Source organism: Roseibium aggregatum (genome assembly GCF_014692675.1).
Classification (GTDB): domain Bacteria; phylum Pseudomonadota; class Alphaproteobacteria; order Rhizobiales; family Stappiaceae; genus Roseibium; species Roseibium aggregatum_C.
In genome coordinates, this window is the sequence record NZ_JABFCZ010000031.1 from 18,682 (window position 1) to 34,800 (window position 16,119).

General features: G+C 62.4%; 15 protein-coding genes. 6 read left to right on the forward strand and 9 right to left on the reverse strand.

Translation table 11 applies throughout. The annotated features are described in order from the left end of the window. Together HK439_RS22985 and HK439_RS22990 are read right to left on the reverse strand one after the other, a co-directional pair. On the reverse strand, positions 1–1,608 hold the full coding sequence (locus HK439_RS22985) for a carboxyl transferase domain-containing protein (RefSeq protein WP_190293831.1): 1,608 nt from the start codon (positions 1,606–1,608) through the stop codon (positions 1–3). A 1-nt stretch (position 1,609) separates the two neighbouring features. Beyond that, complete coding sequence (locus tag HK439_RS22990; RefSeq protein WP_190293832.1) at positions 1,610–2,239, reverse strand: TetR/AcrR family transcriptional regulator; 630 nt, start codon at positions 2,237–2,239, stop codon at positions 1,610–1,612. A gap of 177 nt (positions 2,240–2,416) precedes the next feature. Here HK439_RS22990 and ppk2 point away from each other — a divergent pair, with 177 nt between their 5' ends. Together ppk2 and HK439_RS23000 are read left to right on the forward strand one after the other, a co-directional pair. Continuing rightward, on the forward strand, positions 2,417–3,325 hold the full coding sequence (ppk2, locus tag HK439_RS22995) for a polyphosphate kinase 2 (RefSeq protein WP_190293833.1): 909 nt from the start codon (positions 2,417–2,419) through the stop codon (positions 3,323–3,325). A 98-nt stretch (positions 3,326–3,423) separates the two neighbouring features. Beyond that, positions 3,424–4,437, forward strand: a complete 1,014-nt coding sequence (locus HK439_RS23000; protein WP_190293834.1) for a Gfo/Idh/MocA family protein — start codon at positions 3,424–3,426, stop codon at positions 4,435–4,437. Between the two features lie 259 nt (positions 4,438–4,696). On the opposite strand, the gene infC is transcribed toward HK439_RS23000, so the two are convergent. After that, positions 4,697–5,236: a translation initiation factor IF-3 gene (infC, locus tag HK439_RS23005; protein WP_190293865.1), complete on the reverse strand. Its 540-nt coding sequence runs from the start codon at positions 5,234–5,236 to the stop codon at positions 4,697–4,699. A gap of 351 nt (positions 5,237–5,587) precedes the next feature. Between infC and HK439_RS23010 the strand changes: the two genes are divergently transcribed. Continuing rightward, complete coding sequence (locus HK439_RS23010; RefSeq protein ID WP_190293835.1) at positions 5,588–6,046, forward strand: translation initiation factor IF-3; 459 nt, start codon at positions 5,588–5,590, stop codon at positions 6,044–6,046. Here the strand turns inward: HK439_RS23010 and HK439_RS23015 are convergent. Next, positions 6,043–6,417 (reverse strand): YkvA family protein, encoded by a 375-nt coding sequence (locus HK439_RS23015; protein WP_190293836.1) that lies wholly within the window; start codon positions 6,415–6,417, stop codon positions 6,043–6,045. The two genes, HK439_RS23010 and HK439_RS23015, sit on opposite strands and share 4 nt — an antisense overlap. Before the next feature lie 163 nt (positions 6,418–6,580). On the opposite strand from HK439_RS23015, the gene HK439_RS23020 reads away from it, so the two are divergent. Continuing rightward, positions 6,581–7,018: a DUF4399 domain-containing protein gene (locus HK439_RS23020; protein ID WP_190293837.1), complete on the forward strand. Its 438-nt coding sequence runs from the start codon at positions 6,581–6,583 to the stop codon at positions 7,016–7,018. A 227-nt stretch (positions 7,019–7,245) separates the two neighbouring features. On the opposite strand, the gene HK439_RS23025 is transcribed toward HK439_RS23020, so the two are convergent. Beyond that, positions 7,246–8,934: an acyl-CoA dehydrogenase family protein gene (locus tag HK439_RS23025; protein WP_190293838.1), complete on the reverse strand. Its 1,689-nt coding sequence runs from the start codon at positions 8,932–8,934 to the stop codon at positions 7,246–7,248. Between the two features lie 170 nt (positions 8,935–9,104). Here HK439_RS23025 and HK439_RS23030 point away from each other — a divergent pair, with 170 nt between their 5' ends. Next, positions 9,105–9,974 (forward strand): YihY/virulence factor BrkB family protein, encoded by an 870-nt coding sequence (locus HK439_RS23030; RefSeq protein WP_190293839.1) that lies wholly within the window; start codon positions 9,105–9,107, stop codon positions 9,972–9,974. A 21-nt stretch (positions 9,975–9,995) separates the two neighbouring features. Here HK439_RS23030 and HK439_RS23035 read toward each other — a convergent pair whose 3' ends face one another. Then, positions 9,996–10,892 (reverse strand): DMT family transporter, encoded by an 897-nt coding sequence (locus HK439_RS23035; protein ID WP_209012019.1) that lies wholly within the window; start codon positions 10,890–10,892, stop codon positions 9,996–9,998. 236 nt (positions 10,893–11,128) lie between these two features. On the opposite strand from HK439_RS23035, the gene HK439_RS23040 reads away from it, so the two are divergent. Next, positions 11,129–12,316: an NAD(P)/FAD-dependent oxidoreductase gene (locus tag HK439_RS23040; RefSeq protein WP_190293840.1), complete on the forward strand. Its 1,188-nt coding sequence runs from the start codon at positions 11,129–11,131 to the stop codon at positions 12,314–12,316. A 67-nt stretch (positions 12,317–12,383) separates the two neighbouring features. Here the strand turns inward: HK439_RS23040 and HK439_RS23045 are convergent, their stop codons facing one another. The 3 genes from HK439_RS23045 to HK439_RS23055 all read right to left on the reverse strand — a co-directional run bounded on the left by HK439_RS23045 (position 12,384) and on the right by HK439_RS23055 (position 16,088). Beyond that, entirely contained in the window at positions 12,384–13,784 is a 1,401-nt protein-coding gene (locus HK439_RS23045) for a uracil-xanthine permease family protein (RefSeq protein ID WP_190293841.1), read from the reverse strand. Positions 13,785–14,012: 228 nt separating this feature from the next. Continuing rightward, on the reverse strand, positions 14,013–14,810 hold the full coding sequence (locus HK439_RS23050; protein WP_190293842.1) for an alpha/beta fold hydrolase: 798 nt from the start codon (positions 14,808–14,810) through the stop codon (positions 14,013–14,015). Positions 14,811–14,888: 78 nt separating this feature from the next. Then, positions 14,889–16,088, reverse strand: coding sequence for an adenylate/guanylate cyclase domain-containing protein (locus tag HK439_RS23055; RefSeq protein WP_190293843.1), 1,200 nt, complete (start codon positions 16,086–16,088; stop codon positions 14,889–14,891). Between the last annotated feature and the right edge of the window lie 31 nt (positions 16,089–16,119).

The window sequence follows — 16,119 nt, forward strand, 5'->3', positions numbered from 1 at the left end:
CTACATCCTGAACAGGCCGAAGCGCGTGTCTTCGATCGGGGCGTTGAGGGCGGCCGACAGCGACAGGCCGAGGATGTCGCGGGTCTTGCGCGGATCGACGATGCCGTCGTCCCAGAGGCGGGCCGACGCATAGAGCGGATGGCCCTGTTCCTCGAACTGGTCGATGATGGGCTGCTTGAAGGCAGCCTCGTCTTCCGCTGACCAGGAGCCGCCCTTGCGCTCGATGCCGTCCCGGCGGACGGTGGCGAGCACGCCGGCGGCCTGTTCGCCGCCCATCACCGAAATGCGCGAGTTGGGCCAGGTCCACAGGAAGCGCGGGCTGTAGGCGCGGCCGCACATGCCGTAGTTGCCGGCGCCGAAGGAGCCGCCGACCAGCATGGTGATCTTCGGCACCTTGGTGGTGGCGACCGCGGTCACCAGCTTGGCGCCGTCCTTGGCAATGCCGCCGGATTCGTATTTGCGGCCGACCATGAAGCCGGTGATGTTCTGCAGGAAGACGAGCGGCACCTTGCGCTGGGAGCACAGCTCGACGAAGTGGGCGCCCTTGACCGCGCTCTCGGAGAAGAGCACGCCGTTGTTGGCGATGATACCGACGGGCAGCCCGTGAATATGGGCGAAGCCGCAGACCAGCGTAGTGCCGTAGCGCGCCTTGAATTCGTCGAAGCGGGAGCCGTCGACGGTGCGCGCAATGACCTCGCGGATATCGTAGGGGGTCTTCAGGTCGCCGGGCACGACGCCGAGGATTTCGTCCGGGTCGTAGAGCGGATCTTCCGGCGTCTGCCGTTCCACGCTCGCCGGCTTGATCCGGTTGAGACTGGCGATCGCACGGCGGGCAAGGGCGAGCGCATGGGCGTCGTCGCGGGCGAGATGGTCGGCCACGCCCGACAACCGCGTGTGAACATCACCGCCGCCGAGATCTTCCGCTGTCACTTCCTCACCGGTTGCCGCCTTCACCAGCGGCGGGCCGGCCAGGAAGATCGTGCCCTGGTTCTTGACGATGATGGTCTCGTCCGACATGGCCGGCACATAGGCGCCGCCGGCGGTGCACGAGCCCATGACCACGGCGATCTGGGAAATGCCCTTCGCCGACATGTTGGCCTGGTTGTAGAAGATCCGGCCGAAGTGATCCCTATCCGGGAACACCTCGTCCTGGTTCGGCAGGTTGGCGCCGCCGGAATCCACCAGGTAGACGCAGGGCAGGTTGTTCTGCTCGGCGATCTCCTGGGCGCGCAGGTGCTTCTTCACCGACATGGGATAGTAGGTGCCGCCTTTCACCGTGGCGTCGTTGGCGAGGATCATCACCTCGCGGCCTTCCACCCGGCCGATGCCGGCAATCATGCCGGCCGAAGGGGCTGCGCCGTCATACATGTCATGGGCGGCGAGCATGCCGACTTCCAGGAAGGGAGAACCCGGATCGAGCAGGCGGGAGACGCGCTCCCGCGGCAGGATCTTGCCGCGGGAGACGTGGCGCTGGCGCGCGTTTTCACCGCCGCCGTCGAGGGCGGCCTGCGCTGCGGAGCGCACCAGGTCGAGGGCGTCCTCATGGGCCTTGCGGTTGGCGGCGAATTCCGCGCTGCGCGGGGACAGGCTGGATTTAAGGATGCTCATGTCATCCGTCTCCCGTGGGTTTCGACGTTTCGGGTGCCACGCACTTGCGCACCATCGTCAGATAAAGGGTTTCGATGTCTTGTCTGGAAAGGCCTCGGCCGGGCCGGTACCAGGTCGGTATGCCGGTCAGCATGGCGATGATGGCGCGGGTGGCGACCTTCGGGTCGGCGACGGCATAGCGTCCGGCCCGGACGCCGTCTTCCAGAAGGTCGGACAGGATTTTTTCGTATTGCTGGCGGGCGGCCTCGACTTCCGCGAAATTCTCCGGCTCCAGGTTGCGCAGTTCCATATAGGCGACGAACACCTCGTCGGCGCGTTCCAGGTGATAGCGGATGTGGAAGCGCACGAAGGCGTCCAGCGGGTCCTCGCCGGGAGACCTGGTGACCTCGTCCTTGTTCCAGGCAGCCAGCAGGTCGGCCATATGGGCCAGCATCAGATCGCGTAATATGTCCTGCTTGGTCGGGAAGTGATTGTAGAGGGCGCCCGGCTGAACGCCGACGTCGGTCGCGATCTGGCGGACGGAGACGGCCGCATAGCCATGGCGTGCAAACAGCTTCAGCGCCGCGTCGCGCACACGGCGCGCGGTCTCGTCGCCCTTTCTGCGGGCCGGCTGTTCCGCCTCGACTTGCATGTCTTCAATTGTTCTCCCGATTACAAAAATAAATGAACGATCATTCATTTTCAACTTAAATCTGGTGACCTTGAATGTAGCACTCTCGCCCGGTGCCGGATCTGTCAAAAAAGCTACACACAGACGCGGTTGACACTAGGATTGTGATGATACCGGTCAGGAGCGAAGGGAATTGCGATGGGAGACGACAGTGCCAAGAGCTGGGTCGAGGCGGAATGGCAGGACAGCCTGGACGAAGAGCTGGAAATGGAGATCGACGATCTGCTGATCGCCAAGGATCTCGCCTACATTTCGGAGCTGAAGCACAAGTCCGCGATCGACCGGAACACCTATTTTCACGAACTTCTAAGGCTGCAGGCCGAACTGGTGAAAATGCAGGACTGGGTCCAGCATACGGGCGAAAAGCTGGTCGTCATCTTCGAAGGCCGCGATGCGGCCGGCAAGGGCGGGGTGATCAAGCGGATCACGCAGCGGCTCAATCCCCGGGTCTGCCGGGTCGTGGCGCTGCCCGCGCCGACGGAACGGGAAAAGACCCAGTGGTATTTCCAGCGTTATGTTCCCCATCTTCCCGCCGCCGGCGAAATCGTTCTGTTCGACCGGTCCTGGTACAACCGGTCCGGCGTGGAACGGGTCATGGGCTTTGCGAGCGAGCCTCAGGTCGAGGAATTCTTCAACGACGTATCGGAGTTCGAGCGCATGCTGGTGCGCTCCGGCATCCGTCTGATCAAGTACTGGTTCTCGATCACCGACCAGGAGCAGCAGCTGCGCTTCCTGATGCGTATCCACGATCCGCTGAAACAGTGGAAGCTGAGCCCCATGGACCTGGAATCCCGCGTGCGCTGGGAGGATTACACCAAGGCGAAGGAAGAAACCTTCGAGCGGACCAATATTCCCGAAGCCCCCTGGTTCATCGTGGAGGGCAACGACAAGAAGCAGGCGCGGCTGAACTGCATCAGCCATCTGCTGTCCATGCTGCCTTACGAGGAAATTCCCCACGACCCGATCACGCTTCCCGACCGGGTGTTCAATCCGGACTATGAGCGCAAGGTGCTGCCCGAGCGGCTTTACGTGCCGGACAAGTACTGATTTGCCCTCTTGGGCCTTGCCACCCCGGCGGGGACTTGCCATGACTGTCGCAACGATCTGAGGGGCGTTCCTCAAAACCGGTTGCAAGGAGGCGGAAAATGGCGGGACAAACGAAAACCATCCGGTGGGGGATCCTGTCGACGGCCAGGATCGGCGTGGAGAAATTCATCCCGGCCATCGGGCGCTCGCAAACCGGAACCACTGTCGCGATTGCCTCGCGGGGTCTGGAGCGGGCAAAGGCAGCGGCTGCGGATCTCGGCATTCCGAAAGCCTACGGCAGCTACGAGGAACTGCTCGCCGACCCGGACATCGACGCGATCTACAATCCCCTGCCGAACCACCTGCATGTGCCGTTGACGATCCAGGCAGTCGAAGCCGGAAAGCATGTCCTGTGCGAGAAGCCGGTTGCGCTCAACGCGGAAGAAGCACGCCAGCTTCTGACCCTGCCGAAGGACCGGCTGGTGGCCGAGGGCTTCATGGTGCGGGCCCATCCGCAGTGGATCCGGGCACGGGAGATCGTCCGTTCCGGCGAACTGGGCGAGCTTCGCGCGATCCAGTCGTTTTTCAGCTACTACAACGCCGATCCGGGCAATATCCGCAACATGGCCGATATCGGCGGCGGCGCCCTTCTGGATATCGGCTGCTACCCGATGGTGGCGGCGCGCTATTTCTTCGAGGCCGAGCCCAGTCGGGCCCTGTCCATGATCGATCGGGATCCGGTCATGAAGACCGACCGTCTTTCCAGCGGCATCCTGGATTTCGGCGAGGGGCGCCGGCTCGATTTCACCGTGTCGACCCAGATGGTTCCCTATCAGCGGGTGAACCTGTACGGCACGAAGAAGCGCCTGGAAATCGTGATCCCGTTCAATGCCCCTCAGCAGCAGGAGACGGTCATTCGTCTCGATGACGGCTCCATCCTCGGTGACGGGGCGGTGATCTCCGAGACGATCGCGCCGAGCGATCAGTATGCCGAACTCGTCGATACCTTCGGCCGCTCGATCCTGGGAGACATCAAGCTCCCCTACGGCCCCGAAGACGCCGTCCAGAACATGGCCATCCTCGACGCGCTGTTCGCCTCGGAAAAAACCGACGGCTGGGCGGCGATCGGATAGCTGCAAGCGGTGTCAGGCACGGCCGTGCTCCACACACAACCGTCACCCCGGCCTTGAGCCGGGGCCTACTCGCAGATCCACTTGCCGCAGCGCCGATCAGAAGAACGGAGGCTCTGGAAACGAGTAGGTCCCGGCTCTCCGCTGACGCTCCGGCCGGGATGACGATGGAGAGGCACGGTGTTGTCGATAAACAAAAAACCCCGCCGAATGGCGGGGTTTGTGTTTCAAGCGGACAAAACGTCCGCGGCGGGTTATCCGCTTATTTGATCGGTGCGAGCACCATCACCATCTGCCGGCCTTCCAGCTTGGGATGGGATTCGACCTTGGCGATTTCCGCCGTTTCGTCGCGCACCTTGTTCAGAAGCTTCATGCCGAGATCCTGGTGGGCCATTTCACGGCCCCGGAACCGGAGTGTCACCTTGACCTTGTCGCCGTCGTTGAAGAACCGCAGCATGTTTTTCATCTTCACCTCGTAGTCGTGGGTGTCGATGTTCGGACGCATCTTGATCTCCTTGATCTCGACGGTCTTCTGCTTCTTGCGGGTTTCGGCAGCTTTTTTCTGCGCCTGATATTTGTAGCGGCCATAGTCCAGGATCTTGCAGACTGGCGGCTGCGCGTTCGGCTGAATTTCTACCAGGTCGAGACCGGCTTCCATGGCGATATCCATGGCCTCTTCGGTCGGAATAATGCCCCGGTTGGAGCCTTCATGATCGATCAGCTGAACTTCGCGAACGCGAATTTCTTGGTTGGTGCGCGGGCCTTCCTTGGTCGGGGGCGGGGCGCGGAACGGACGGCGAATGGTCGCTAACTCCTCTAACGTTGCAGTTTCAAGCTCGAATACACTGCCTTCCGGGATGGTGCACCGATACCCCCGCACGCAAGCGCCGAGGTTGAACAGTCATCGGGTGCCGGACAAGGCAGTCCCAGAAAATCCGGCGAAACGGGGAAAATGTCAACCGGAATCAGTGATTCAGCGTAGGTCGGGGTCGATTGTTTCCTTGTTTCGGCACACTTCATGGTCGATGTGACGACACAATGCGCGGTGCCGGATTTTTACCGGTGAAGGCGTTTGAATTTCACAGTCTTGCTCTTTAGATGTGGCATCCGGACGGCGGTCGTGTCGGCGCACCGGAAAAGAGGAAAGCCAATCATGGTTCACAGCGGCAAACTGGTCTGGCAGATCCTCCGGATTGTCTGTGGTTTCATTGCAGGCGTTCTGGCGGCAGGTCTCTTCCTTTCCTGGGGCCTGTTCCAGGCCGCCGGACCGGATCAGGACCCGGTCGCCTTTGCGGCGATGCTGGGGACCGGGCTCGTGACCGCGAGCGTTCTGGGTAGCCTGGCATTCGTCCCTGCTGCCGTGGCCATTGTCCTGGCAGAGGGGCTCGCCTGGCGGGGGATCATCTATCATCTTGCGGCAGCCGGCCTGATCGCGCTCGGGCTGTGGACGCTCGGCGATGAGACGATGGCAACGGGCCCGCGGCCGGGAACATCGGTTGCGCTTGCCGCCGGATTTCTGGGCGGTCTGGTCTACTGGCTGATTGCCGGGCGAAGCTCCGGCCAGTGGCGTTCGGAAAAGCCGGAACGTCCGGAGATGAAGACGGACAGCTAGATTTCGTCGTCTTCCAGGGCCTTGCGCGCGGCATCTCGGTGTTCGTCGCGGATATGGCTCCGGATCAGGGCGATCGACGCCATGAGAACGGCTGCGTCGTCGCCGAAGCCGATGCCGAGCAGAAAATCCGGAATCCCGTCCAGCGGCAGCACGAAATAGGCCAGCGCGGCAATGGCCGTCGTTCGCACCTTTCCCGGTGTCGCCGGGTCGAGCGCGCAATAATAGGTGGCAAGGACTTCATCCATGAAGGGGATTTGCCTTGCGGCCTTGCGCATGGTTTGAGCCAGTTTTTCTCGGACAGTCCGGCGCTGCTCTTCTTCCGGCCCGAGGATTTCGGGATCGAAGTTGAGATCGTCAAACGGCGACGTCATGAAGCTGTCCAATCGTTGGGGATCATGACCCTAAAATAGGATTGGTGCGGCATATCTTCAACCGTTTCCTCCCATCCGCAATCATGCGAGGATGCCGGCTCCCGTTGGGTAAGATGCCGTGGGTCAGGGGCTGTTTCTTGTAAGAGGGTTTCAGGAGGGGATTATGATCAAATTTGGAAATTTGTTTGCGGCCGCCGCGCTCGTCGCGTTTCTGGCGCCGGTTGCGGTACAGGCAGGTGAAACGCCCGCACCGGAGGGAGCCAAGGTCTATTTCATCAATCTGAAGGACGGCGACACGGTCACCAATCAGGTGACGATCCAGTTCGGCCTGTCCGGCATGGGCGTCGCCCCGGCCGGTGTCGAGGACAAGAAGAACACCGGCCATCATCATCTCCTCATAGACGCCACCCTGGAGGGCGAGGCGCTCAACGAGCCGATCCCGTCCGACGACCAGCACCGCCACTTCGGCGGCGGCCAGACGGAAACAAGCGTCGACCTGCCGTCCGGCACGCACACCCTGCAGCTTGTCCTGGGCGACTGGAGCCACATTCCCCACAATCCGCCGGTGATGTCGGAGCGGATCACGATCACGGTGAAATAGCGGTTGGGGACCGTTGGAAAACATCAAAGGCGCGGCAAACGAATGCCGCGCCTTTTTGTTTGGCTAAAAGATTTAATTTTGTCATCCCGGACGAAGCGTAGGCGGAGATCCGGGATCGGCGAGCCAAGGTCTTTGTCAGACCCGTACTGCACCATTCGTCAGGCTATTGGCTCTCCGGCCCCGGTTCGCGCTGTCGCTTGACCGGGGTGACTATGGAAAGAAATGATCTAGTTCACCGCACGGGTATCGAGGATGCGCCGGGCGATGACCTGGGCCTGGATTTCGGCGGCCCCCTCGAAGATGTTGAGAATGCGCGCGTCGCACAGGACGCGGGAGATGGCATACTCCAGTGCGAAGCCGTTGCCGCCGTGGATCTGCAGGGCGTTGTCGGCAGCCGCCCAGGCGACGCGGGCGCCGAGAAGCTTGGCCATGCCCGCCTCCAGATCGCAACGGCGTCCGGAATCCTTCTCCCAGGCGGAGAAATAGGTGAGCTGACGGGCGATCATCAGTTCCACGGTGATCATGGCCAGCTTGTCGGAGACCCGCGGGAAATCGATCAGCGGCTTGCCGAACTGGATGCGTTCTTCCGCGTAGCGCAGGCCGAGATCGAGCGCGCATTGCGCGACGCCGAGGGCGCGGGCGGCGGTCTGGATGCGCGCACCTTCGAAGGTCTGCATCAGCTGCTTGAAGCCCTGGCCCTCCTCGCCGCCGAGCAGGTTTTCCGCCTTGACCTCGAAGCCGTCGAAGGCGATCTCGTATTCCTTCATGCCGCGATAGCCGAGCACCTCGATCTCGCCGCCGCTCATACCCTTGGCCGGGAACGGATCCTCGTCGGTTCCGCGCGGCTTTTCGGCCAGGAACATGGACAGGCCCTTGTAGCCCGGCTCGTCCGGATTGGTGCGCGCCAGAAGGGTCATGACATCGGCGCGGACCGGGTGCGTGATCCAGGTCTTGTTGCCGGAGACCTTCCAGACGTCGCCGTCCTTGACGGCCCGGGTCTTCAGGGAGGCGAGGTCGGAACCGGTATTGGGTTCGGTAAAGACGGCGGTGGGCAGGATTTCGCCCGACGCAATCTTCGGCAGCCACTTCTGTTTCTGTTCTTCCGTGCCGCCGCACAGGATCAGCTCGGCGGCGATTTCGGAGCGGGTTCCGAGCGAACCGACGCCGATATAGGCGCGCGACAGTTCCTCGGAGACGACACACATGGATTCCTTGCCGAGGCCCAGTCCGCCGTATTCCTCCGGAATGGTCAGGCCGAACACGCCGAGTTCCGACATCTGCTCGATGACCTCAAGCGGGATGTAGTCGTTCTTCAGATGCCATTCGTGGGCATGCGGCGTGACGTTGTCCTCTGCAAACCGGCGCATTTCGTTGCGGATCTGCTCGTAGGTCTCGTCGAGTCCGGTCTCGCCGAAGGTCGACTTGCCGGCCTGGTGGCGGATCAGTTCCGCAATCCGGTGACGGATTTCCGGCGAGCTGCCGGCCGCGATCAGCCGGTCGATCTCAACTGTGCGGATATCGGCGATATCTTCCATCGTCAGGCCGAGGTCCGTCAGGCGGACGATCTCGCCCTGGTTCATCGGAATGCCGCCGAAGATCTGCGCCAGATACTCGGAGAAACCGAGCCGGACGATCAGGTCTTCCAATTCGCCGTATTGCGACTGTTCGGACAAGCGTCTTGCATAGGCGTCGAGCTGGCGCAGGGACTCCACGTAAGTTGCGAGCCAGGCAAGCCCGTGGGTCGCGCGCTGCTCGCGTTCCATGGCCGACGACGAGATCCGGCCGTCGTCGGAGACCTTTGCCCGGACCTGGCGCGCGGCCCTGTCGAGCAGCCGGTCGAGGCTGGAGACAGCGGCGGCTGTCATTCCGGAAAAATTGGCTTCTGGCTCGGGCGTCGGCACGGTTGCAGTCGACATTTACGCCACTCCGTTTTCATTCGTTGCTTATTGTGTCTCAAATTCGCAGCTATGTTGCGTTGCAGCAGGCCATTTGTCGAGCCGATATTTCTCCGCCTTTCGGTGCATAGGCTTTCGGTGAGAAGGGTCCCTTTGTTGACCTTTGTCCCCGGTAAGGGCACATCAGAATTATGAATTGGAAAAGTCAGGCCAGCGCAACTTATCAGGTCCTCAAAGACGTCATCGGCCATTTCAATCGCGACGACGGGTTCGCCATGGCAAGCCATGTGGCCCTGTCGGCCCTGCTGGCGGTGTTTCCGCTCCTGATTTTCATTGCAGCGCTTGCCGGCTTCTTCGGCCTGGAGAATGCGGCGACACGGGCCTCCGATCTGGTTTTCGAAGCCTGGCCGCAGCGGGCGGCCGAACCGATCGTGCGCGAAATCCACCGGGTGCTGACCGTGCCGCGCGGCGATCTGCTGACCTTCGGTGCCGTCGCCGCGCTCTGGTTCGCCTCCAACGGCATCGAGGCCATGCGCGCCGCGCTCAACCGGGCCTATCGGCAGCGCGAGACACGCAATTTCATTCTTCTGCGGCTTCAGTCTCTCGTGCTCGTGATCCTCGGGGCGGTCGTCCTGATCGTCTATACGTTCCTGGTGGTGCTGGCGCCACTGGTGCTGTCGGGGCTTGAGGCCTGGGTACCGGCGGTGAAGCCGTTCATCGTCTCGATCGATATCGCCCGATATTCGGTTGCCGGCTCCCTGCTGATCATCGGCCTGATCTGCATTCACTGGCTGTTGCCCGTCGGAAAACGGAGGTTCGTCGATCTCCTGCCCGGGATTTTCGCCACGCTGGTGATGTGGATGGTTTCGGGTGCCGCCTTCGGGGCCTATCTGGCGACCTTCGCCAACTACGTCTCCACCTACGGCGGCCTGGCCGGGATCATGACCGCCCTGGTGTTTCTCTATATTTGTTCCATGGTGTTCATCCTGGGCGGGGAGCTCAATGCCGCGATCATCCGCCAGCGGGCCATCGCGCGGGGGCACCTGCCGGATGGCGCCTGACACTCAGGACGTTCACGTCGCTCAGGATGCCGGGGTGGATCTTGCGCCGGCGGATTTGCGCCGGATCAGGAGGACGGCAAAGACGATCAGGGCCATACCCGAAATCTGGACCAGGGCCAGTGTTTCGCCGAACAGGAAATAGCCCTCGATCGTGGTCGCGACCGGCACGAGGTAGAACAGCGAGGCGACTTCCGAGACTGCGCCCTGGCGGATCAGGAACATCAAGAGAAGAATGGCGCCGATCGAAAGCACCAGGGTCAGCCATCCGAGCGCGAACAGGAATTCGCCCGACCAGATCACGGTCCAGCTTTCGGTAAACGACAACGGCACGGTGACGAGAAGGGCGCCGACATATTGCCAGAAGGTCGCCGCCATCAGGTCCGTGGTCGGCACGAAGCGCTTCTGGTAGACCGTGCCGAGGCTGATCGCCACAACGGCGGCGAAGGCGGCGGAAATGGTCTGCAGGTCAATGCCGGATCCGGCTTCACCCAGTTTCGGCCCGAGCACCAGGAGGAGACCGAGACCGCCCATGACGATCCCGCCCCAGTGTTTTGGCAGGATCCTCTCGTGGAGCAGGGGCGCCGCGGCAAGCGCGGTCAGCACCGGCTGCAGCCCGACGACAATCGCGCTCGCGCCGGCGGGCATACCGTTGTGGATCGCCCAGAAAACGCCGCCGAGATAGACCCCGTGCACGAGCATGCCGGTGACGATGCAGTGGCCGATCGCCCGGGCCCTGTCCGGCCAGCGCGCGCCCATGAGGGCCGCAATGCCTCCGATCAGGGGCAGGACGGCCGCAAAGCGGATGCTGAGAAACACCATCGGATCCGCGTAAGGCGAGCCCATTTTGGAGCCGATGAAGCCGGTCGACCACAAGAGCACGAAGACGCCGGGAGCGACGAGGATGAGGATCCGTTTCAAGAGAAATCCGGTCGATTGGAGAAACTGAGCGGGAGTGACTTGATAGACGGTCGGGCGTGGAAGCGCAATCGATTGCTCGCCGGCCTATAGGCAAAGACTTGAGGGGTCCGGTGAATTCCGGAGTTTCAATCAACGCATTTTCTGCAATTGTGACGCGGCGTTGTGTCTGTCTGGCGAAGGCGGGAAAGCCGTGCTAGGTCGTAAACGCATAAAGATTGAACAAGAGGCGGAACGGGATGCAGGAAACGATCGTCATAGTTGGTGCGGGGCAGGCCGGGGCACAGGTGGCGCAGTCGTTGCGCCAGGGCGGCTATCAAGGGCCGATCCGGCTGATTGGCGATGAACCTTACGCCCCCTACCAGCGTCCCCCGCTTTCCAAGAAATTCCTGTTGGGAGAGATCGGCCCGGAAGGCCTGTGGCTGCGTCCGCCTGCATTCTACACGACACAGAATATCGACCTGATCCCGGATACCAGGGTCTTGTCGATCGACCGCGCCGCCAAGCGTATCGAGCTTCAAAATGGCGATACGCTCGGTTACGACAAACTGATCCTGACCACGGGGACCAAAGCCCGGTCCGTCCCGCTGGCAGGCGCCGAACTGGACGGGGTGATGTCCCTGCGCACCATCGCGGATGTGGATGCGATCCGCTCAAAGCTCGAAGGCAAACGCAATCTTGTCATCGTCGGCGCCGGCTATATCGGCCTGGAGGTCGCCGCGGTCGCGAAGTCGCTCGGCAAGGCGGTAACCGTGGTCGAGGCGCTGGACCGGCCGATGAAACGCGTGGTTTCGCCGGTCGTGTCCGAATATTTCACAAAATTGCATCGCGCAAAGGGCGTCGATCTGCGCCTGAATACGGGCGTTGAGGCCTTCGTCGGCGAGGGCAACGTTTCCGGGGTCCGGATTGCGGGTGGGGATGTCCTGCCGGCCGATCTGGTTCTGGTGGCCGTCGGTGCGGAGCCGAACGAAGGCCTGGCCGCGGAAGCCGGTCTTGAGGTCGACAACGGGATCATCGTCGATGGCTGCGGGCAGACCAGTGACGAAGCGATCTATGCGGCCGGCGACTGCACCCGGTTTTTTTCCAACCGCTATGGCCGGTCGGTGCGCATGGAAAGCGTGCAGAATGCCATCGACCAGGCGAAGGCTGTGGCGCAGGCGCTGCTGGGCGAGGAGGATGTCGACTATGATCCGCTGCCGTGGTTCTGGTCCGATCAGTATGACATCAAGCTGCAGATCGCGGGTCTGTCGGACGGCTATGACGACACCAAGGTCGTCGGCTCTCAGGACGCCAACAAGTTCTACGTGGCTTATCTGAAAGACGGACAGCTGATCGCAGTCGACAGCATCAACTCGCCGCGGTCGCACATGATGGCGCGCCGGACGATCGGCGAAATGTGGCGCGACGACCTGCTGCCGGATGCCTGAGAACAGATGACCGTTCCGGCATGAAAAACGCCCGCGCACTGCGCGGGCGTTCTCTTTTTACGACCGGTTATTCTCCGGCATGGCCGGCATGGCCACCGGCGATTTCATCCGTCTGCTCGTCCGTCAGGTCTTCCGGCAGGACCAGATTGAGAACGATCGCCAGGAAGGCCGCCGGCAGCAGGCCGGAGGTCAAAAGCACCTTGGCGGTGTCCGGCAGATGCTGCAGGGCGCCGGGCTCCAGCTGCAGGCCGAGGCCGATGGACAGCGATACCGCGAAGATCACCATGTTGCGCCGGGTCCAGTTGACGTCGGACAGCATGGAGACACCGGCTGCGACCACCATGCCGAACATGACGATCACGCCGCCGCCGAGCACCTGGATCGGCACGGTGGAGATCGCCGCGCCGACTTTGGGAATGAAACCTGCCAGGATCAGGAACAGCGCGCCGATGGTCACAACATGCCGGCTCATGACGCCGGTGATGGCGATCAGGCCGACGTTCTGGCTGAAGGACGTGTTGGGCAGGGCGCCGAAGACGCCGGCAACCGCCGTGCCGAGACCGTCCGCATAGGTCGCGCCCGTGATTTCCCGGTTGGTCGCCTTGCGCCCCGCGCCGCCCTTGGTGATGCCGGAAACATCGCCGACCGTTTCAATTGCGGAAATGATCGCCATCAGACAGAAGCCGATGACCGCGGCCACGGAGAACTCGAAGCCGAAGTGGAACGGGTCGGGAAGGGCAAAGGGCGCCGCACGGCCCACATTGGCGAAGTTCACCATGCCCATGGCGAAGGCGACGATATAGCCGACGATCAGGCCTATCAGGATTGCCGATACGGACAGCATGCCCTTGGCGAAGAACTTGAAGCCGAGGGTGACGACAATCACCACCAGCGCCACGGACCAGCTCTGCAGACTGCCGTATTCCGGCTTCCCGATCGCGGGAACGCCGCCGGCGGCATACTGGATGCCGACCTTGACCAGCGCCAGCCCGATCATGGTGACGACCAGACCGGTGACCAGCGGCGGCAGGGCGAAGCGGATCTTGCCGACGATGGGCGCCAGGCAGGTGTGGAACAGGCCGCCGATCATGACGCCGCCCATCAGTACCGCCATGGCTTCCACACCCTTGCCTGCGACCAGGGGAATCATGATCGGAATGAAGGCGAAGCTGGTGCCCTGGACAACGGGCAGGCGCGCGCCGACCGGGCCGAAGCCGATCGTCTGGAACAGGGTCGCGATCCCGGCAAACAGCATGGACATCTGGATCATGTAGATCAGGTCCGGGAAGTTGGGAGAATTGGACCCGAATCCGAAACCGGCGGCGCCGGCAACGATGATGGCCGGCGTCACGTTGCTGACGAACATGGCGAGCACATGCTGGATCCCCAGCGGAATCGCCTTCGCCAAAGGCGGCGTATAGTTGGGATCCTTGAGTTGTTCGGTCGTCCCCAAAGAAGTGGATGTCATTCTGGCTCCTTCGTCCGGGTCGCACGAAGTGCCCCCTCTAGCCCCCCGGATCTTTACCGTTTGTTAACCGGCTTATTAGGGGCGCTTTTTTGGGCAAGGACAATCTGGAGGCGGCGGCCGGAACAAAGATTTTGTCAAACGGTCAGAAAATCCCTCATTTATCCGCAGGAAAGTTCGCCACCGATCATCTTCGATCTTTCCGGTGGGCCGCCGATTTCTGCGCGCGAATCAGACGCACGCGGTGTTCTGCAGGATCAGCCGGGTGACTTCCTGCGGAATTTCCAGATGGGGCATATGGCCGACCCGCTCGAAGATATGGGTGGCGACGATCCCGGGGAGCTTGTGCGCCTGCCGGGTTGGAAGCACCCGGTCCTGGGTGCCCCAGACCACCTTGATCGGCATGGGCAGGGCGGCGAGTTCGGCGCGGGGCAGGGTCTTCTGGGTGGTGCCGTCGATGATCTCGTCGGCGATGGCCTGAAGGGTGGCCGCCGCGCCCGGCCGGGCGCGGGATTCCGCGCTGGTGCGGGCAAGCAGGCGCGGCAGTTTGAATTCCCAGCCGAAAAACTGCTCCATCAGCATTTCCATTTCGTCCGGGTTCGTTGCGGCCGCATAGCGGCGCAGGAGCTTGTGATTGATTTCCGGGCCGAAGCCGCCGGGCGCCAGCAGGGTCAGGCTTGCGATCCGCTCCGGCGCGCGCAAGGCAACCAGGGCCGCGATGGCGCCGCCCATGGAATGGCCGACCAGATGGACCTTCTCCAGCTCCAGCGCATCCAGCGACTGGCTGATCGCCTTGGCGGCGACGCCGGCGTTGCCGATCCGCGGCCAGTCCAGGGCGTCGCCGTGGCCGGGCAGATCGAAGGCGATCGAGCGGCGGGCCGGTGCAAGCGCGGTCTGGATGTTCAGCCAGGTCGCCTTGTCGCTGCCGAAGCCATGGAGAAGAACCACCGGTGTGTTTTCAGCAGCTTCCGAGCCTTTCTGGTCATGGTGGGGAAGGTGGGCAGGAACGGTCGGGCGAAGGTCGGTCATGGAAGGTCCTGAACTGGAATTGCGGTTGGATCGGGCAGGCGTTGCCAGGGGATGCGTCCGGCCCGGAAGATGAGGTGTTTAACTGGCGGGTTTCAGAGAGAAAAGGGGGCGTTTGGAGGCAAAGCCGGTCAGCTCGAACGAGCCGGCCGGCTCCTGCCGGTCCGGCACGAGGTCGGCAATGTCCCTGGTCATCAGGGTCTCGACGCCGACCGCCTTGGTCAGGGCCTCGATCCGGGCGGCGGCATGAACGGTCTGGCCTATCACGGAGAAGGTCAGCCTCGTGGAAACGCCGATGTTGCCGAACATCACGTCGCCGACGGAGAGGGCCATGCCGACCTTTAACGGATGCTTTTCTTCGCCTTTGCGATTGAGTTCTTTCAGCCGGCTCCGGACTTCGTCGGCAGCCGCTATGGCCCGGCGGGCGGCCTCCTCCAGGCCCATGTCGCTGATCGGAAAGACGCCCAGCACCGCATCGCCGATGAAATCGAGAACTTCGCCGCCTTCCTTCAGGACCGCGCCGGCGGTGACATCGAAGTAGGTATTGAGGAATTTCAGATACCGGTCCGGCCCGAGATCCTCGGCAATCGATGTGGAATTGCGCATGTCGCAATAAAAGATCACAGCCTTGATCGTTTCGCCATCGCCGTGGCGGATCTGGCCGCTGAGCACCTTGGATCCTGCCCAGGCGCCCAGATAGGTTTCGGCAATCGTCTTGGTGATCTGGGCTTCCAGATTGGCCCGGGCTGCAAGCGCCAGGCGCTTCTGGATGTAATGGATGGCATGGAGCGCGTCGTCGGGAAAACCGCCCGGTGTCCGCGTCGCCCAGCTGACGATAATGCCGGTCTTGCCTTCCATGTCCGCGATGGCGGGCATGTCGAAATGAATCTTGAGGACAAGATAATCGGTGTAGCCGGCCTCGGCCAGTTCCTGGCAGAGCGGATAGTTATGTTCCGCATTCGCCTGATCGAGGCGCCGCCTGAGCATCGGTTCTGCGCTGTCCAGAAGCGCGCGCATCGGGCTCGCCAACCAGGCCTCGCCGTCGGTTTCGCTGTGCTCGATCCGTTCGTGGCGCACCGCCTCGCCGGCCTGCCAGAAGGCGATCTCAGACCGGATGAGCGGATGAAGGGTCGCCCAGGCAAGCATGGCCCGGTCCACCGGCACCTGACAGTCGCGCAAACGCCGGCACATTTCGCCGAACATGTCGGGGACCAACGCGGACCCGAGCGCCTGCTCGATCAGCCAGTCTTCCACCGCGTCTATGTCTTGCATGTTCACCATGGGCGCCACGTTAAATTGGTTTTTTGCTGTT